This window comes from Candidatus Pseudomonas phytovorans (genome assembly GCA_029202525.1).
Classification (GTDB): domain Bacteria; phylum Pseudomonadota; class Gammaproteobacteria; order Pseudomonadales; family Pseudomonadaceae; genus Aquipseudomonas; species Aquipseudomonas phytovorans.
Genome location: CP119325.1, coordinates 2,172,748 through 2,190,757 on the forward strand (window position 1 = coordinate 2,172,748; position 18,010 = coordinate 2,190,757).

The window sequence follows — 18,010 nt, forward strand, 5'->3', positions numbered from 1 at the left end:
CCCGAAAGAAACTTTAGGCACAAATGCATTGCCGCCTGTCAGCAAGCTCGTCAACCCGTTCTCTGACACAGTTTAGGAAAAGCGGTTCCTCACTGCCAGCGCAATCTGCAGCTGGCTACATGCTCACCTCGACCTGGCCCGGGCCAGTTACCCTGGCTTTGACTACCCGTTTGGAGTTCAGGTTGCGTACCCGTATCTGTTCGCTCAGGCCGCCCTTGCTCAGGGCCTCGCCTGGCATGCGCACGCTCAGGCTGCCGCTGCGGGCGATGATCACGACCTGGTCGCCCTTGCGTACCACCTCGGCCTGCTCCAAGTGCTGGGGGGTGAGCACCTGGTCGATTACCGTGGGGCGCAGCATTTTCATGCCCACTGCCTGGTCCAGTTCGGTCAGAAAACCCTGGCCCAGTGTGCCGACGTCGCGCTCGCGCAGAGCCACGTCGCCTTCGCCCACCGTGTTGTCGCGCTTGAGTGGGCGGGTGACCACGACCACGTCGCGGAACAGCCGCACCGTGGCCGGGACAAACACCGTCCAGGGCGCCGCGCTGTCGCAGCGTACCCGTACCGTCACCCGGCCCAGCGGCAGGGCGGGGCTTTCCAGCGACGCGTCCAGCTGCTGGCTGCACAACGGCATGCGCAGGCGCGGGTCCAGCGGGTTGACCTGGATTTCATAGCGGCCGGCGGTCTGGGTGGTGGCCAGGTAATCTTCGACAGTGAATTCAAGAAACCCTTGGGTGACACCGATAAGCTGTTCAGGCAAGGTGAGCGCGTCCGCTACCGTGCGCACGCCGGGCGCCAGCAGGCACAGCGTGGCCAGCGAGCCCGTCAGCAGGCGCGTCAATCGTCGGAAAAATGTCGTTTTCGTATGCATGACGCTCAAAAAAGCAAAGCCCGTGCCGACTCGTAACCTGAGTTGCACCGAAAGGCTGAAAGATTAAGGAGTCTGGCATGGCGGGTGTTATGGATTCGGTCAACCAGCGCACACAGCTGGTGGGGCAGAATCGCCTGGAATTGCTGCTGTTCCGCCTCAATGGCGCACAGCTTTACGGCATCAACGTGTTCAAGGTCAGAGAGGTGCTGCAATGCCCTGCGCTGACCCTGCTGCCCAAGGCGCACCCGGTGGTGCGTGGCGTTGCCAACATTCGCGGGGCGACCATCCCTATCCTCGACCTGTCGATGGCCACCGGGTTGCAGCCACTGCAGGAAGAAACACGCAACAGCTTCGTGATCATCACCGAGTACAACACCAAGACCCAGGGCTTCCTGGTGCACTCGGTAGAGCGCATCGTCAACATGAACTGGGAAGAGATCCATCCGCCACCCAAGGGTACCGGCCGTGACCACTACCTGACTGCGGTCACCCGGGTGGATAACCGCATGGTCGAGATCATCGATGTAGAGAAGGTGCTGGCTGAAGTGTCGCCGTCGTCCGAGTCGGTATCGGCCGGGGTGATCGATGCCGAGACCCAGGACAAGGCCGTGCTGATGCGGGTGCTGACGGTCGATGATTCGTCGGTGGCGCGCAAGCAGGTCAGCCGCTGCCTGCAGACAGTGGGCGTTGAAGTGGTGGCACTCAATGACGGCCGTCAGGCCCTGAACTACCTGCGCCAGCTGGTGGATGAGGGCAAAAAGCCGGAAGAAGAGTTCCTGATGATGATCTCGGACATTGAAATGCCGGAAATGGACGGCTATACGCTAACGGCGGAGATCCGCAGCGACCCGCGCATGCAAAAATTGCACATCTGCCTGCATACTTCGCTCTCCGGGGTGTTCAACCAGGCAATGGTCAAGAAGGTCGGCGCCGATGACTTCCTGGCCAAGTTCAAGCCGGACGACCTGGCCCAGCGGGTGGTCGACCGGATCAAGGCAGCGCATTGAAGCAGCCGGGGCAAGCCCCCGGCACCAGTGATTGAAAAGAGGCGGCAGTAGTGTCTACGGGTAATTTGGATTTCGAACAGTTCCGGGTATTCCTGGAGAAAGCCTGTGGCATCCTGCTGGGCGAGAATAAGCAGTACCTGGTTTCCAGCCGTCTCAACAAGCTGATGGAGCAACAGGGCATCAAGAGCCTGGGTGAACTGGTGCAGCGCATCCAGGCCCAGCCACGCAGTGGTTTGCGTGAACAGGTGGTCGATGCCATGACCACCAACGAGACCCTGTGGTTTCGCGATACCTATCCGTTTGAGGTGCTGAAGAACAAGGTGATCCCCGAGTTCATCCGCAACAACCCCGGCCAGCGCCTGCGCATGTGGTCGGCGGCCTGTTCGTCGGGGCAGGAGCCGTACTCCATCTCGATGGCCATCGACGAGTTCGAGCGCAGCAACCTTGGCCAGCTGAAGATGGGCGCGCAAATCGTTGCCACCGACCTGTCCGGCACCATGCTGACCAACTGCAAGAACGGCGAGTACGACAGCCTGGCGATTGCCCGCGGTCTGTCGCAGGAGCGCTTGCAGCGCTACTTCGACCCCAAGGGGGCGGGGCGCTGGGCGGTCAAGCCGGCGATTCGCAGCCGCGTCGAGTTTCGCTCGTTCAACCTGCTGGACAGCTACGCCAGCCTGGGAAAATTCGACATCGTGTTCTGCCGCAACGTGCTGATCTACTTCTCGGCGCAGGTGAAGCGCGACATCCTGCTGCGCATTCACAGCACCCTGAAGCCGGGGGGGTACCTGTTCCTTGGTGCCTCGGAAGCGCTGAACGGTTTGCCGGACCATTACCAGATGGTCCAGTGCAGCCCGGGGATCATCTACCAGGCCAAGTAGGGCATGTCTTGAGGGGGGCGGCGCCTGGGAGATCGAGCGCCGCCCGCGCGGCGCTTCGCGGGGCAAGCCCGCTCCCACATCTGTTGCAACGTGCCGAACCTGTCAGGCCATGGTTGCCAGCCTTGTTGCCTTGACTTGATTTCTCGGCGGGGGCTGCTGCCGCCCCACCCGTCTCTAGACATGCGCCAAGGCTGACAACGCCTCTCTCACAGGCATGGCCACGTTGCAACAAATGTGGGAGCGGGCTTGCCCCGCGATGCGCCGCGCGGGCGGCGCTCGATCTCCCAGGCGAAACATCTCTACAGCCAAACCCTGACGTCAATTTTTTGTTTTGCCGCTTTTGCCGCCCGGCAATTGCCGCTTTCGCCGCCCAAGGCGGAAGGCCTTTGCCGCTTTTCTGGCATCACCCTGACAGCGCCACGCCACGCAACCCCGTATTTTCGGGCTTTTCATGTGTTGGCACAGCCCTTGCTAAACCTTGTTCAACGATATTCCGGTCAACCTCCGAAGGTTTCCCCGACATGAGCATCAGCTTCGACAAGGCGCTTGGTATCCACGAAAAGGCCATGGGCTTCCGCGCTCAGCGTGCCGAAGTGCTGGCCAACAACATCGCCAACGCCGACACGCCCAACTACAAGGCGCGTGACATGGACTTTTCTTCGGTGCTGGCCGCCGAAACCAGCAAGCAGCAAAGCGGCCGCTTCGCCATGGACCGTACCAACAGCCGGCACATCGAAGCCGAAGGCCTGGCCATCGCCGCTGACGACACGCTCAAGTACCGCACGCCGCTGCAGCCCTCGATCGACCAGAACACCGTGGACGCGCAGATCGAGCAGTCGAACTACACCGAAAACGCCATTGGCTTCCAGGCCAGCTTCACCTTGCTCAACAGTAAATTCAAAGGGCTGGTTTCCGCCCTGCGGGGAGAATGACCATGTCCCTTTCCAGTGTCTTCAACATTGCCGGTAGCGGCATGAGCGCGCAAAACACGCGCCTGAACACCGTGGCGTCCAACATTGCCAACGCCGAGACCGTGTCCTCGAGCATCGACCAGACCTACCGCGCCCGCCACCCGGTGTTCGCCACCACGTTCCAGGATGCTCAGGCCGGCGGCAGCCAGTCGCTGTTCGAAGACCAGGGCGAAGCAGGGCAGGGCGTGCAGGTAAAAGGCATCGTCGAAGACCAGAGCACCCTCGAAGCCCGTTACGAGCCAAACCACCCGGCGGCGAACAAGGACGGCTACGTCTACTACCCGAACGTCAATGTGGTCGAGGAGATGGCTGACATGATCTCCGCCAGCCGTGCGTTCCAGACCAACGCCGAGCTGATGAACACGGCCAAAAGCATGATGCAGAAAGTCCTGACCCTGGGGCAGTGATAGGAAGCCGATATGACCACTACCAATTCCACCTCTGACGTCAGCAGTGCGTACCTGACCTCGCTGCAAAAGCAGACGTCGAAGACCGATAGCAGCACCGGCGCTGCCGGCAGTGCGCTGGGCAAAGATGCGTTCCTGCAGCTGCTGGTTACCCAGATGAAGAACCAGAACCCGCTCGACCCGCAGGAAAACGGCGAGTTCGTGGCGCAGCTGGCGCAGTTCAGCAGCCTTGAAAGCATGCAGTCGCTGAATGACTCGGTGACCTATATCGCGGCAGGGTTGCAGTCTTCCCAGGCGCTGCAGGCTTCGTCACTGGTCGGGCGCAATGTCATCGTCCAGACCGACAAGGCCGTGGTCGACACCAGCAAGGAAATGAAGGGTTCGGTCAACCTCACCTCGTCCAGCACCGCCACCTCGGTGGGCGTCTACGACAAGGACGACAAGCTGGTACGCACCCTGGACCTGGGAACGCAGAAAGCCGGCAAGATCGACTTCACCTGGGATGGCCTGAACGACGACGGCGAAGCCGCGGCAGCAGGTACCTATACCTTCAAGGCCACTGCCTCGATCGACGGTACAGCTACGGCCATGACCACCAACCTGCCGGCCTCGGTCACCAGCGTGACCATGGGCACCAACGGTTCGGAGATGACGCTCAACCTGGCCGGGCTGGGCAGTGTTGCGCTTTCCAAAATCCAAAGCATCGGCATCTAGGGCCTGAGCAAAACGACAGGAGTTACACATGTCTTTCAATATCGGCCTTAGCGGCCTCTATGCTGCAAACAAGGCCCTGAACGTTACCGGCAACAACATTGCCAACGTTGCCACCACCGGCTTCAAGTCGTCGCGCGCCGAGTTCGCCGACCAGTATTCCAACTCCGTTCGTGGCACCAGTGCCGGCAAGAACGTGGTGGGTACTGGCGTGAAGACTGCCGCCGTGTCGCAGATGTTCACCCCCGGTAACATCAATGCCTCTGGCCAGGCGCTGGACATGGCCATTGATGGCAACGGCTTCTTCGTGATGAACGACAACGGCTCTAAAATCTACACCCGTGCCGGTGCCTTCTACAGCGACAAGGACGGCTACGTAGTGAACTCGTCGGGCTCCAACCTGCAAGGGTATGCGGTGGATGCCAACGGCAAGATCATCCAGGGCGTGCTGACCAACCTGCAGATCGACACCTCGAACCTGACGCCCAACCCGACCGGGCGCATCTCCGAGAACGTCAACCTGAACTCCAGCGCTACTGCGCCGACCGAGACGCCGTTCGACCCCACCCGAACGGACACCTACAACTACACGTTCAACACCGACGTGTACGACAGCCAGGGTAACGCCCACCAGTTGAACCAGTATTTCGTCAAGGATGCCGGCAGCAACTCGTGGACCATGTACACCACCGTTGACGGGCGTAACCCTGCCGACCCGGCCTCCACCACGCCACTGGCCAACAAGCTGCCGTTCAAGTCTGACGGCACCCTGGATACTGCTTCCATGACGGAAGGCCCGGTAACCGGCGGCATGACCATCGCGGCCAACAAAACCTTCACCCTTGGCAACTGGATCCCGGCACAGAAAAACGCGGCCGGTGTGTGGAGTGCCAACGGTGCTATTGCCAGCGCATCCGGGGTAAACCTGGACATGCTCGGCACCACTCAGTACAACGCAGCCAGCGCTACCACCGCCAAGAGCCAGGACGGCTTTGCCACGGGTGAGCTGTCGGGTTTGACCATTGATGAAAGCGGCAACATGTTCGCCAACTTCACCAACGGCCAGGACAAGGTGATCGGCCAGGTGGCGATCGCCAACTTTGCCAACCTGCAAGGCCTGACCCCGATTGGCGGCACCAACTGGAAAGAGTCCTACGCCTCCGGCGTACCGGTGATCGGCGCCCCGGACACCGGCACCCTCGGCCAGATCACTGGCGGTGCGCTGGAAGACTCGAACGTGGATCTGACCGGCGAACTGGTTAACCTGATCAAGGCGCAGAGCAACTACCAGGCAAACGCCAAGACCATTTCCACCGAAAGCACCATCATGCAGACCATCATCCAGATGACCTGATGGTCGCTTGCTAGTGTGATGTTGTCTGTAATTGGGGCTGCTTTGCAGCCCATCGCCGGCAAGCCAGCTCCCACAGGAGGTTGCGAACCTTTGTGGGAGCTGGCTTGCCGGCGATGGGGCGCAAAGCGGCCCCAAAATATTGAGGGCTAATGCTCATGAAGCGGCTATCACTACTGGCGTTGTTCCCCCTCCTGGCCATGGCCTTGCCGCTCTCGGCCGCCCCCGCGCCGTTCTATCAATGGCAAAGCCTGGCCACCGGCCGTTACATGTGCTCGGCCAGCAACCCGGGCGAAGGCTGGGTGCGCCATGCCGGCCCCTACAACAATGCCGCTTGCCGCACCCACTGAACAAGCCCTTGCCGCAGGCGGCAAATATCCGCCGACAAACTGACGTTTCTTGCCCCTTGCTGCGCTGAAACCCCTGTAAACAGGCGGTTTCAGACTTGGTTCGATTATTGCTTTGAACCTGCACAGTGACAGCGCGGCAGCGACGCGCAGAGGAGATACTGTGGACAAGTTGCTTTATGTGGCCATGACCGGCGCCAGCCAGAACGCCCTGGCGCAAAAGGCCCACGCCAACAACCTGGCGAACATTTCCACCAACGGTTTTCAGCGCGACCTGGAACAGGCCCGTTCGATGCCGGTGTTCGGTGACAGCTTTCCGGCGCGCGCCTTTGCCCTGACCGAGCGCCCGGCCACCGACTTCAGCGAAGGCCCCTTGGTCGAGACGGGTCGTGACCTGGATGTTGCCGTGACCGGCAAGGGGTTCATCGCCGTGCAGGCTCCAGATGGCAGCGAAGCCTACGTGCGTACCGGCAGCCTGAACATCGATGCCCTCGGCGTACTGCGTGCCGGCAACGGCATGCCGGTGATCGGCAACGGTGGCCCGATTGCCATCCCGCCGGAGCAGAAGGTTGAGGTAGGCGCCGACGGCACCATCAGCATTCGCTCTATGGGTGAAGACCCGCGGGTGATGGCCGAGGTCGACCGCATCAAGCTGGTCAACCCGGACACCAAAGGCATGGAGAAAGGCCTGGATGGCCTGATCCATACCGCCTCTGGCCAACCGGCCGATGCCGACGTCAACGTACGGGTGGTGTCGGGCTTTCTGGAAGGCAGCAACGTCAACGCTGTCGAGGAAATGACCTCGGTGCTGGCGCTGTCACGCCAGTTCGAACTGCACGTCAAGATGATGAACACGGCCAAAGAAGGCGACGAAGCCATGGCTCGGGTTTTGCAAATCGGCTAATCACTTTTGAACGGGTGCCGTAAAACAGGCGCACGAGGAGAACTTACATGCTTCCGGCTCTTTGGGTCGCTAAAACCGGCCTGTCCGCCCAGGACACCAACCTGACGGTCATTTCCAACAACCTGGCCAACGTCTCCACCACCGGCTTCAAGCGTGACCGCGCCGAGTTCGCAGACCTGCTGTACCAGATCCGCCGTCAGCCTGGTGCCCAGTCGACCCAGGACAGCGAGCTGCCCTCGGGCCTGCAGGTCGGTACCGGTGTGCGTATTGTCGGCACTCAGAAGAGCTTCGTCGCCGGCAGCCTGCAAACCACCGAAAACCCGCTGGACATGGCGGTCAACGGCCGTGGTTTCTTCCAGATCTTGCAGCCGGATGGCACCGTTTCCTACACCCGTGACGGCACCTTCCACCTGAACTCCGACGGCCAGATCGTCACCGCCAACGGCTACGCCCTTGAGCCTGCCGTTGTCGTGCCGAACGACGCGCAAACCTTCACCGTCGGCCAGGACGGCACCGTGTCGATCACCACAGCCGGCAACCCGGCGGCGCAGGTGATCGGAAATATCCAGACCGCCGACTTCATCAACCCGGCCGGCCTGCAGGCCATCGGCGACAACCTGTTCCTGGAGACTGCCGCCAGTGGCGCGCCGCAAGTCGGCACCCCAGGCCTGAACGGCTTTGGCACCACCCAGCAGCAGACCCTGGAAAACTCCAACGTCAGCACCGTGGAAGAGCTGGTGAACATGATCACCACCCAGCGCGCCTACGAGATGAACTCCAAGGTCATCTCCACCGCCGACCAGATGCTGTCGTTCGTGACCCAGCAGCTCTAAGCCCTGTCGCTTCGTTACACCCGTGAGGTATGCACCATGAATCGTCTGTTGTCCGTGTTCGCCCTGGGGGGGGCGGTGTTGCTGGCAGGTTGCGTCGGCCCGACGCCCAAGCCCAACGACCCGTACTACGCGCCGGTACTGCCGCGCACCCCGTTGCCGGCAGCGGCCAACAACGGTTCTATCTACCAGGCCGGTTTCGAACAGAGCCTGTACAGCGACCGCAAGGCGTTCCGGGTGGGTGACATCATCACCATTACCCTCAACGAGAAAACCTCGGCCAGCAAGAACGCCGGCTCGCAAATCCAGAAAAACAGCAACGCCAACCTTGGCCTGACTTCGCTGTTCGGCAGCACGCCCAGCACCAACAACCCGTTCGGTGGCGGTGACCTGTCGCTGGAAGCCGGCTACAACGGCGAGCGCACCACCAAGGGCGACAGCAAGGCCACCCAGGGCAATACCCTGACCGGTTCGATTACCGTGACCGTGGCCGAAGTGCTGCCCAACGGCATCATTGCCGTGCGCGGCGAGAAGTGGCTGACCCTGAACACCGGCGAAGAGCTGGTGCGCATTGCCGGGATGATTCGCGCCGACGACATCGCCACCGACAACACCGTGCCGTCCACCCGTGTGGCCGATGCGCGCATCACTTATTCCGGTACTGGCTCGTTCGCCGATGCCAGCCAGCCCGGTTGGCTGGACCGCTTCTTCATCAGCCCGCTTTGGCCTTTCTGAGTACGAATGACCATGTTCAACGTGAGGCAGCTGATTGCCGCAACCCTGCTCCTGTCCTGCGCCTTCGGTGCGCAGGCAGAGCGCCTGAAGGACATCGCCAGCATTTCTGGCGTGCGTTCCAACCAGTTGATCGGTTATGGCCTGGTGGTGGGGCTGAACGGCACGGGTGACCAGACCACCCAGACGCCGTTCACCCTGCAAACCTTCAACAACATGCTGTCGCAGTTCGGCATCAAGGTGCCGGCCGGCTCCGGCAACGTGCAGCTGAAAAACGTCGCGGCGGTGTCGGTGCATGCCGACCTGCCGGCGTTCGCCAAGCCCGGCCAGGTGGTGGACATTACCGTGTCGTCGATCGGTAACTCCAAAAGCCTGCGTGGCGGCAGCCTGCTGATGACCCCGCTCAAGGGTATCGACGGCAACGTCTACGCCATTGCCCAGGGCAACCTGGTGGTGGGCGGCTTTGACGCCGAAGGCCGTGACGGCTCGAAGATCACCGTCAACGTTCCGTCGGCCGGTCGCATCCCGGGCGGTGCGAGTGTCGAGCGGGCCGTGCCGAGTGGCTTCAACCAGGGCAACACCTTGACCCTGAACCTCAATCGCCCCGACTTCACCACGGCCAAGCGTGTGGTCGACAAGGTCAACGACCTGCTGGGCCCGGGCGTGGCCCAGGCCGTGGACGGTGGTTCGGTGCGGGTCAGTGCGCCGATGGACCCCAGCCAGCGCGTGGATTACCTGTCGATTCTCGAAAACCTCGAAATCGATCCAGGCCAGGCCGTGGCCAAGGTGATCATCAACTCGCGTACCGGCACCATCGTCATCGGCCAGAACGTCAAGGTGTCGCCAGCAGCGGTGACCCACGGCAGCCTGACCGTGACCATTACCGAAGACCCGATCGTCAGCCAGCCGGGGGCCTTCTCCAATGGCCAGACGGCCGTGGTGCCGCGCTCGCGGGTGAACGCCGAGCAGGAAGCCAAGCCGATGTTCAAGTTCGGCCCGGGCACCACGCTGGATGAGATTGTCCGTGCGGTGAACCAGGTGGGCGCAGCGCCCGGCGACCTGATGGCCATCCTCGAAGCCCTGAAACAGGCCGGCGCCTTGCAGGCCGACCTGATCGTGATCTGAGGACGGCGCGGATGAATATCAAAAGCCAGGTCTCCGGGAGTGCCGACAGCGGCGCCTATACCGACCTCAACCGCCTGAGTGCGCTCAAGCACGGCGATCGCGACAGCGAGGCCAACGTGCGCAAGGTGGCCCAGGAGTTCGAGTCGCTGTTCATCAGCGAAATGCTCAAGGCCTCACGCAAGGCCAGCGACGTGCTGGCCGACGACAACCCGATGAACACCGAAACGGTCAAGCAGTACCGCGACATGTACGACCAGCAGCTGGCCGTGAGCATGTCCCGCGAAGGTGGCGGTATCGGTCTGCAGGATGTGCTGGTGCGCCAGCTGACCAAGGGTCGCAGCGCATCGGTCAACACCAGCCCGTTCCCGCGTGCCGACGGCAGTGGCCCGGCGCTGTGGGGCAACAAGGTGGCGGAGCCTGTGCATGCCACAGACTCGACCAGCACCCGTAACGACGTCGCCGCGCTCAACTCGCGCCGCCTGGCCCTGCCGAGCAAGCTTACCGACCGCCTGCTGGCTGGCATCGTGCCATCGGCGGACACGGCCAATAGCGCCACCGTGCCTGCCCGTGACGGCCAGCAAGTGGCCAAGGCCTTCGCCGTGCCGGACAACGGCTTACGCATTGTCGGTCGCGCCGTGGCCCAGCCGCCGCTGGCGCCGAACAAAGCCTTTGCCGACAGTGACGAATTCGTTGCCACCATGCTGCCAATGGCCGAGCAAGCTGCCAAGCGCATTGGTGTGGACCCGCGCTACCTGGTAGCCCAGGCCGCACTGGAAACCGGCTGGGGCAAATCGGTGATGCGCAATACCGATGGCAGCAGCAGCCATAACCTGTTCGGCATCAAAGCCACTGGTAACTGGCAGGGTGAGCAGGCGCGGGCGATCACCAGCGAGTTCCGCGATGGCCAGTTCGTCAAGGAAACGGCAGCGTTCCGCAGCTATGACTCCTACCAGGACAGCTTCCACGACCTGGTAAGCCTGCTGCAGGGTAATTCTCGCTATCAAGATGCGCTGGACTCGGCCGATAACCCTGAGCAGTTTGCAAGAGAGCTGCAAAAGGCAGGTTATGCGACCGACCCGGGCTATGCGAAGAAAATCATCAGCATCGCCCAGCAAATGCAGTCAACCCCGCAATACGCCATGGCTGGCAGAACCACGAATCTATAAAAGGACTAAATCATGTCGAGCCTGATTTCGATCGGTCTGAGTGGCCTGAGTGCCAGCCAGGCGGCCTTGTCGGTAACCAGTAACAACATTGCCAACGCCGCGACCAGTGGCTATTCGCGCCAGCAGACGATCCAGGCAGCGGGGGCATCGCACAACATCGGGGCGGGGTTCCTGGGTACCGGTACCACGCTGTCGGACGTGCGTCGCATCTATAGCTCCTACCTGGACAACCAGCTGCAGACCGCAACGTCGCTGCAGGCAGACTCCGTTACTTTCCAGGACCAGATCACCAGTGTCGACAAGCTGCTGGCCGACCGCGATACCGGCATCAGCTCGGTGCTGACTGCGTTCTTCTCGGCCCTGCAAACGGCAGCGGCCAAGCCCGGTGACGTTGCCTCCCGGCAGCTGTTGCTGACCCAGGCGCAAACCCTGAGCAACCGTTTCAACGCGGTGAGCACCCAGCTGACCCAGCAGAACGAAACGATCAACTCCCAGCTCGACACCATGGCTGGCCAGGTCAACAAGCTCACTGCCAACATCGCTGAGTACAACAAGCAGATTGCGGCAGCATCGGGCACTGGCAACACGCCCAACAGCCTGCTGGATGCGCGCAGCGAAGCAGTGCGCCAGCTCAACGAGCTGGTTGGTGTGACCGTGCAGGAGCGTGACGGCAACTACGACGTCTACCTGGGTAGCGGCCAGTCGCTGGTCACCGGCAACAAGGCCAATACCCTGTCGGTGCAGCCGGGTGCTGCCGACAAGAGCCAGGCCAGCCTGCGCATCAACTACGAGTCATTCAGCTCCGACGTCACCTCGGTGGTGACAGGTGGTTCGATCGGCGGCCTGTTGCGCTATCGCCAGGACGTGCTGACGCCGTCGATGAACGAGCTGGGCCGTGTCGCCCTGGTGGTGGCCGACAGTATCAACAGCCAGCTGGGTCAGGGCCTGGATGCCAACGGCCAGTTTGGCAGTTCGCTGTTCTCCAGCATCAACAGCGCCACCGCCATTGCCCAGCGCAGCCTGGCGTCGTCGAATAACAGTTCCGGTTCCGGCAACCTCGATGTGACCATCGCCAACAGCGGTGCGCTGACCACCTACGACTACGAGGTCAAGTTCACCAGCGCCAACCAGTACAGCGTGCGTCGCTCCGACGGCACCGACATGGGCAGCTTCGACCTCAATGCCGACCCGGCGCCAGTGATCGACGGCTTCAGCCTGTCGCTGAAAGGCGGCGGCCTGGCGGCAGGCGACAGCTTCAAGGTGATTCCCACCCGTGCAGCGGCCGGCAGCATTACCACCACCCTGACCGATGCCAACAAGCTGGCCTTTGCTGGGCCGGTGAGTGCGACCTCGGGCAGCGGCAACAGCGGCACGGGCACCATCACCCAGCCGACCTTGGGCGAGTCGCTGGACATCTACGGTGGTGCCGACACCGCGCTGATCCAGCAGTCGATTCGCGACTCGATGCCGGTGCGCGTGGTATTCGACGCTGCCAGCGGTGGCTCCCAGGGCTACACGCTGTTTGATGCCAAGGGCACCAAGATCGGCACTGGCAGCGTAGTCCCTGGAACTGACAACAAGCTGTCGGTGGCCGTGCCAATGCTCAACGCGGCCGGCAGCCCGATTCTGGATGGCGGCGGCAACCCACGCACCTTCAGTGTTGAGACCACCATCGGCGGCAGCCCGGCGGAGAACGACAGCTTTACCCTGTCGTTCAACGCCGACGGCAAGGCCGACAACCGCAACGCTACGGCGCTGCTGGGGCTGCAGACCAAGTCGACGGTGAATACTGGCTCTGGCGGTGGTACCAGCTTTACCTCGGCTTATGCCTCGCTGGTCGAGCGTGTAGGTGCCAAGGCCAATCAGGCAACCATCGACACGACGGCGACCGATGCGGTGCTCAAGTCCGCCAGCGAAAGCCGCAACGCGGTGTCCGGGGTCAACCTCGATGACGAGGCGGCCAGCCTGGTGAAGTTCCAGCACTATTACACGGCGTCGTCGCAGATTATCAAGGCGGCGCAAGAAACCTTCAGCACCCTGATCAATGCTTTGTAAGGAGTAGACTATCGTGCGTATTTCCACTGCTCAGTTCTATGAGGCCAGCGCCAGTAGCTACTCCAAGAACTTCTCCAGCATGAACAAGACCAACGATCAGGTGACGTCGGGTATCCGTATCCAGACCGCCGCCGATGACCCGGTCGGGGCCGCGCGCCTGCTGTTGCTGCAACAGCAGCAGTCGCTGCTGGACCAGTACAGCGGCAACATCAACACGGTGAGCAACTCCCTGCTGCAGGAGGAGAGCGTACTCTCCACCATCAACGATGCCATGCAGCGCGCCAGCGAGCTGGCGATTCGTGCCGGTGGTGCCGGGGTGACCGACTCTGACCGTGTGGCCATCAGCACCGAGCTGAAAGAGATCGAGGCCAATATCTTCGGTTTGCTCAACTCGCGCGATGCCAACGGCGACTACATGTTCGGCGGGTCGAAGAGCACCACGCCGCCCTATGTGCGCAACTCCGATGGCACCTACAGCTATCACGGCGACCAGACGCAGCTTAGCCTGCAAGTGTCCGACACCCTGAACCTGGCGACCAACGACACCGGGTTCAGCGCCTTCGACTCGGCCAGCAACAAGAGTCGCACCCAGTCGACCCTGCTGACGCCGGCCACTGACGACGGCGTGGTCGGGGTATCGTCGGGCCTGATGACCTCGAGCACCACCTACAACAACAGCTTCACTGCCGGCCAGCCGTACAAGCTGACCTTCACCAGCGCGACCCAGTACACCATTACCGATGCCAGTGGGCGCGACGTCACCTCTGAAACCCCCACCAACGGTACCTTCGACAGCAAGACCGAAGGCGCCAACAAGATTGCCCTGCGTGGTGTGGAATTTGAAATCACCGTAACGCTGGAAGAGGGCGCCGATGCCGACGCGGCAGTGGCGGGGCGCGAGTTTTCCCTGGAAGCACGCCCGGATTCGTTCAATGCCACCCGCAACGGCAACAACACCTCCAGCGCCCAGGTCACCAGCAGCAGCGTCACCGACGAAGCCGCCTATCGCAGCACCTTCCCCAGCAATGGTGCGGTGATCAAGTTCACCGGCCCTGGCGCTTACGAGCTGTATGCCCAGCCGCTGACCGCTGATAGCAAAGCAATTGCCAGCGGTACCTTTACTGCGCCGTCGCTGACGGTAGCCGGGGTGACCTATCAGGTGTCCGGTGCGCCGGAGGCCGGTGACCAGTTCGCGGTCACTGCCAATACCCACCAGAACCAGAACGTGCTGGAGACCATCAGCCAGCTGCGTACGGCCCTGGACACGCCGGTGACCGGTGCAGGCGCGGCCAATGCGATCAAGGATGCCGCAGCGTCGGCCATTGCCAACCTGGCCAGTGCCCGTGAGCAGGTCGACATCACCCGTGGTTCAATTGGTGCCCGTGGCAACTCGCTGGAAATCCAGCGGCAGGAGAACACCAGCCTGGGCCTTGCCAACAAGACCACCCAGAACGCCATCGGCAACACCGACATGTCGCAGGCAGCCATCACCCTGACCTTGCAGCAAGCCATGCTTGAGGCCTCGCAGCTGGCCTTCTCGCGCATTTCGCAACTGAGCCTGTTCAACAAGCTCTGATCTGCCTTCAAAAATGCCGGGGCCGCTATGCGCCCCTTCGCGGGCACGCCCGCTCCCATAGGTATTGCGCAGTGCTCAAGCGCACGCAAACCTGTGGGAGCGGGCGTGCCCGAGAAGGGGCGCAAAGCGGCCCCGGTTTTTTAATGCCTGCAAAAATCCCGGTCCCCACACCCTCGGCACGGCTTTCGTAGCATTTCAATGTGACCAATGAGTCAAAACGTTCATCTTCCCTGTATTCTATGCAGCAGCTGTTGCAGCATTTTGTTACCGGTGCGCAGGTGAGCTCTGCCTTCAACCCCTGGCGGTGACGCCCCGGTATTTGGCGCCCTCAATTCATCGAGTGGTGGTCTTTGGCTGTTTTCATTGGGAAGCCAGAATGATTGGCATCAAAAGCATCGCGAGTTACGTGCCTACCGCTGGCCTGGACAACTACGTCCAGGGTGCGAAGTTCGGCAAGGACGAAGAGTTCATGTTCGGCAAGATCGGCGCCTCGTTCCTGCCGCGCAAGGCCGAAGAGCAGGAAACCTCCGACCTGTGTGTAGAAGCCGCCCAGGCCCTGTTCGCCAGCAACCCCGACCTGGATCCGCAGTCGATCGATGCGCTGATCGTGGTCACCCAGAACGGTGACGAAGAAGGCCTGCCGCACACCGCGGCCATCGTCCAGAGCAAGCTCGGCCTGTCTACCCGCGTGGCGGCTTTCGACGTGTCGCTGGGCTGTTCCGGCTACGTGTATGGGCTGTACGCGATCAAAGGCTTTATGGAAGCTGCCGGGCTGAAAAACGGCCTGCTGATCACGGCCGACCCGTATTCGAAAATTGTCGACCCGGAAGACCGCAACACCACCATGCTGTTCGGCGACGCCGCCACGGCTACCTGGATGGGTGAAGACGCGGTATGGAACCTGGGCCAGGCGCGTTTTGGCACTGATGGTTCCGGTGCCGAGCACCTGAAAGTCACTGACGGCAAGTTCTTCATGAATGGCCGCCAAGTGTTCAACTTCGCCCTGGTCAAGGTGCCGGCGCACCTGCACGAGCTGTTGGATGCCAGCGGCCTGAAGTCGGCGGATATCGACGCCTTCTGCATCCACCAAGGCAGTGCGGCGATTGTCGATGCCGTGGCGCGTCGATTTGAAGAAGAGCACCCTGAGAAGTTCGTGAAGGATATGCTGGAAACCGGTAATACCGTGTCCTCCAGCGTGCCGCTGTTGCTGCAGAAGCACATGCTTGACGGCAGCTGGAAGCGTGTGGCGATCAGCGGCTTTGGCGTGGGCCTTTCCTGGGGCTCGGCCATCCTCTATCGCGACTGATTGATTCGCGGTCCAGAAGAAGCGCCGAGCGGCCATCCGCTCGGCGCTTTTTTTATACTCATCAGTCGGGTCTTGAGCGGTTTTTGACGCCAATAAACCGCCCTTAACCCCTTGAATTCTCAGGGCTGGCCCCATGCCAGCATTTTTTTTTCGAAAAACCCCTCAAGCATCCCGCGCACCCGACGATAACTATTACGAAGGTTCTCTAGGCCAGTCCGGCGGTTGCCAAGGCCGGAAGCCGCAGTACCCATCCAACGAGGATTTCGTCATGGCTTTAACTGTAAACACCAACATTGCGTCGATCACCACTCAGGGCAACCTGACCAAGGCCAGCACTGCCCAGACCACTTCGATGCAGCGTCTGTCCTCGGGTCTGCGCATCAACAGCGCCAAAGACGACGCTGCCGGCCTGCAGATCGCCAACCGTCTGACCAGCCAGATCAATGGCCTGGGCCAGGCTGTGAAGAACGCCAACGACGGTATCTCGATCGCCCAGACCGCTGAAGGTGCGATGCAGGCTTCGACCGACATCCTGCAGAAAATGCGTACCCTGGCCCTGTCCTCGGCTACTGGCTCCCTGAGCGCCGACGACCGTAAGTCGAACAACGACGAATACCAGGCTCTGACCGCTGAGCTGAACCGTATCTCGGAAACCACCACCTTCGGTGGCCAAAAGCTGCTGGACGGCTCGTACGGCACCAAGGCCATCCAGGTCGGCGCCAACGCCAACGAAACCATCAACCTGGCACTGGACAACGTTTCGGCCAAGAGCATTGGTTCGCAGCAGATCAAGTCGGGCACTATCACTCCAAGCGCCAGCGGCGTGGCAGCGGCAGATCTGGTTGTAACCGGTAACGGCCAATCCAAGACCATCAGCTATGATGAAGGTGCTTCGGCCAAAGATATCGCTGCCAAACTCAACGGCTCGATCGGTGGCCTGACTGCCTCTGCCAGCACCGAAGTGAAGCTGGCCGTTGCCAGTGGTGCAGCAACCACTCCAGCCAACTTCGAGCTGACCGTTGGTGGCAGCACCGTAAGCTTCATTGGTGTTAAAGACACTGCAAGCCTGGCTGATCAGTTGAAGTCCAACGCCGCCAAGCTGGGTATCAGCGTCAACTACGACGAATCGACCAAGAGTCTGTCGGTCAAGTCGGACACTGGCGAGAACCTGAAATTCACCTCGAAGGCTGGCGCTGATGCCATTTCTGTCGGTGCGCGGGATGGCAGTGGTGATTTCCCAACCACTCTGGCCACGCTTTCCGCTACTGCCGATGACACATCGGTTGTAACTGGCCAGATTTCCCTGGACTCTGCCAAAGGTTACTCGGTTGCCAACGGTACCACCGGTACTGGCGCTACCGACCTGTTCGGTGCAGCTTCCAAGTCTTCGGGCAAGACCACCATCGCGGATACCGATGTTACCGAGGCCACCAACGCCCAGAACGCCCTGGCCGTTATCGACAAGGCCATCGGCTCGATCGACAGCGTGCGTTCGGGCCTGGGTGCTACCCAGAACCGTCTGCAAACCACCGTCGACAACCTGCAGAACATCCAGAAGAACTCCACCGCTGCCCGCTCCACCGTGCAGGACGTGGACTTCGCTTCGGAAACTGCCGAGCTGACGAAGCAGCAGACGCTGCAACAGGCTTCGACTGCAATCCTGTCGCAGGCTAACCAGCTGCCATCTTCGGTCCTGAAACTGCTCCAGTAATTCAGGCGCCTGAGTAAAAGGGTGAAAGGGCGCGTTTACGTGCCCTTTTGCCCTTTTTGACATGA

The 18,010-nt window shown here is 61.4% G+C and carries 17 protein-coding genes; 16 read left to right on the plus strand and 1 reads right to left on the minus strand.

Annotated elements, in window-relative coordinates; all coding sequences use genetic code 11:
* Positions 1–115: 115 nt before the first annotated feature.
* Complete coding sequence (flgA, locus tag P0Y58_09735; protein WEK32446.1) at positions 116–868, minus strand: flagellar basal body P-ring formation chaperone FlgA; 753 nt, start codon at positions 866–868, stop codon at positions 116–118.
* A gap of 77 nt (positions 869–945) precedes the next feature.
* On the opposite strand from flgA, the gene P0Y58_09740 reads away from it, so the two are divergent.
* The 16 genes from P0Y58_09740 (at position 946) to P0Y58_09815 (ending at position 17,945) form a co-directional block, all read left to right on the plus strand.
* Positions 946–1,875, plus strand: coding sequence for a chemotaxis protein CheV (locus tag P0Y58_09740; GenBank protein ID WEK32447.1), 930 nt, complete (start codon positions 946–948; stop codon positions 1,873–1,875).
* 50 nt (positions 1,876–1,925) lie between these two features.
* Positions 1,926–2,753: a protein-glutamate O-methyltransferase CheR gene (cheR, locus tag P0Y58_09745; GenBank protein WEK32448.1), complete on the plus strand. Its 828-nt coding sequence runs from the start codon at positions 1,926–1,928 to the stop codon at positions 2,751–2,753.
* A 521-nt stretch (positions 2,754–3,274) separates the two neighbouring features.
* Positions 3,275–3,685 (plus strand): flagellar basal body rod protein FlgB, encoded by a 411-nt coding sequence (flgB, locus tag P0Y58_09750; protein ID WEK32449.1) that lies wholly within the window; start codon positions 3,275–3,277, stop codon positions 3,683–3,685.
* A 2-nt stretch (positions 3,686–3,687) separates the two neighbouring features.
* The gene (gene flgC / locus P0Y58_09755) at positions 3,688–4,131 is read left to right on the plus strand and encodes a flagellar basal body rod protein FlgC (GenBank protein WEK32450.1); all 444 of its coding nucleotides are present in this window, start codon (positions 3,688–3,690) and stop codon (positions 4,129–4,131) included.
* 12 nt (positions 4,132–4,143) lie between these two features.
* Complete coding sequence (flgD, locus tag P0Y58_09760) at positions 4,144–4,845, plus strand: flagellar hook assembly protein FlgD (GenBank protein ID WEK32451.1); 702 nt, start codon at positions 4,144–4,146, stop codon at positions 4,843–4,845.
* A 28-nt stretch (positions 4,846–4,873) separates the two neighbouring features.
* On the plus strand, positions 4,874–6,196 hold the full coding sequence (gene flgE, locus P0Y58_09765) for a flagellar hook protein FlgE (GenBank protein ID WEK32452.1): 1,323 nt from the start codon (positions 4,874–4,876) through the stop codon (positions 6,194–6,196).
* A 155-nt stretch (positions 6,197–6,351) separates the two neighbouring features.
* On the plus strand, positions 6,352–6,543 hold the full coding sequence (locus P0Y58_09770; protein ID WEK32453.1) for a hypothetical protein: 192 nt from the start codon (positions 6,352–6,354) through the stop codon (positions 6,541–6,543).
* A 160-nt stretch (positions 6,544–6,703) separates the two neighbouring features.
* Complete coding sequence (locus P0Y58_09775; protein WEK32454.1) at positions 6,704–7,444, plus strand: flagellar basal body rod protein FlgF; 741 nt, start codon at positions 6,704–6,706, stop codon at positions 7,442–7,444.
* Between the two features lie 47 nt (positions 7,445–7,491).
* Positions 7,492–8,277 (plus strand): flagellar basal-body rod protein FlgG, encoded by a 786-nt coding sequence (flgG, locus tag P0Y58_09780; GenBank protein ID WEK32455.1) that lies wholly within the window; start codon positions 7,492–7,494, stop codon positions 8,275–8,277.
* 36 nt (positions 8,278–8,313) lie between these two features.
* Complete coding sequence (gene flgH / locus P0Y58_09785; GenBank protein WEK32456.1) at positions 8,314–9,009, plus strand: flagellar basal body L-ring protein FlgH; 696 nt, start codon at positions 8,314–8,316, stop codon at positions 9,007–9,009.
* A 6-nt stretch (positions 9,010–9,015) separates the two neighbouring features.
* Positions 9,016–10,131, plus strand: coding sequence for a flagellar basal body P-ring protein FlgI (locus P0Y58_09790; protein ID WEK32457.1), 1,116 nt, complete (start codon positions 9,016–9,018; stop codon positions 10,129–10,131).
* Positions 10,132–10,142: 11 nt separating this feature from the next.
* A complete protein-coding gene (gene flgJ / locus P0Y58_09795; protein WEK32458.1) occupies positions 10,143–11,297 on the plus strand; it encodes a flagellar assembly peptidoglycan hydrolase FlgJ in 1,155 nt (384 codons plus the stop codon).
* Between the two features lie 12 nt (positions 11,298–11,309).
* Positions 11,310–13,352, plus strand: coding sequence for a flagellar hook-associated protein FlgK (flgK, locus tag P0Y58_09800; protein ID WEK32459.1), 2,043 nt, complete (start codon positions 11,310–11,312; stop codon positions 13,350–13,352).
* 13 nt (positions 13,353–13,365) lie between these two features.
* A complete protein-coding gene (locus P0Y58_09805; protein ID WEK32460.1) occupies positions 13,366–14,928 on the plus strand; it encodes a flagellar hook-associated protein 3 in 1,563 nt (520 codons plus the stop codon).
* Positions 14,929–15,304: 376 nt separating this feature from the next.
* Positions 15,305–16,234, plus strand: a complete 930-nt coding sequence (locus P0Y58_09810) for a ketoacyl-ACP synthase III (protein WEK32461.1) — start codon at positions 15,305–15,307, stop codon at positions 16,232–16,234.
* 268 nt (positions 16,235–16,502) lie between these two features.
* Positions 16,503–17,945, plus strand: a complete 1,443-nt coding sequence (locus P0Y58_09815) for a flagellin (protein ID WEK32462.1) — start codon at positions 16,503–16,505, stop codon at positions 17,943–17,945.
* Positions 17,946–18,010 lie beyond the last annotated feature (65 nt).

Bases quoted from the DNA above. Each gene is read 5' to 3' on its own strand.
- flgA (WEK32446.1), bottom strand. From the start codon at position 868: ATGCATACGAAAACGACATTTTTCCGACGATTGACGCGCCTGCTGACG.
- P0Y58_09740 (WEK32447.1), top strand. From the start codon at position 946: ATGGCGGGTGTTATGGATTCGGTCAACCAGCGCACACAGCTGGTGGGG.
- flgB (WEK32449.1), top strand. From the start codon at position 3,275: ATGAGCATCAGCTTCGACAAGGCGCTTGGTATCCACGAAAAGGCCATG.
- flgC (WEK32450.1), top strand. From the start codon at position 3,688: ATGTCCCTTTCCAGTGTCTTCAACATTGCCGGTAGCGGCATGAGCGCG.
- flgD (WEK32451.1), top strand. From the start codon at position 4,144: ATGACCACTACCAATTCCACCTCTGACGTCAGCAGTGCGTACCTGACC.
- flgE (WEK32452.1), top strand. From the start codon at position 4,874: ATGTCTTTCAATATCGGCCTTAGCGGCCTCTATGCTGCAAACAAGGCC.
- P0Y58_09770 (WEK32453.1), top strand. From the start codon at position 6,352: ATGAAGCGGCTATCACTACTGGCGTTGTTCCCCCTCCTGGCCATGGCC.
- flgG (WEK32455.1), top strand. From the start codon at position 7,492: ATGCTTCCGGCTCTTTGGGTCGCTAAAACCGGCCTGTCCGCCCAGGAC.
- flgH (WEK32456.1), top strand. From the start codon at position 8,314: ATGAATCGTCTGTTGTCCGTGTTCGCCCTGGGGGGGGCGGTGTTGCTG.
- P0Y58_09790 (WEK32457.1), top strand. From the start codon at position 9,016: ATGACCATGTTCAACGTGAGGCAGCTGATTGCCGCAACCCTGCTCCTG.
- flgJ (WEK32458.1), top strand. From the start codon at position 10,143: ATGAATATCAAAAGCCAGGTCTCCGGGAGTGCCGACAGCGGCGCCTAT.
- flgK (WEK32459.1), top strand. From the start codon at position 11,310: ATGTCGAGCCTGATTTCGATCGGTCTGAGTGGCCTGAGTGCCAGCCAG.
- P0Y58_09810 (WEK32461.1), top strand. From the start codon at position 15,305: ATGATTGGCATCAAAAGCATCGCGAGTTACGTGCCTACCGCTGGCCTG.
- P0Y58_09815 (WEK32462.1), top strand. From the start codon at position 16,503: ATGGCTTTAACTGTAAACACCAACATTGCGTCGATCACCACTCAGGGC.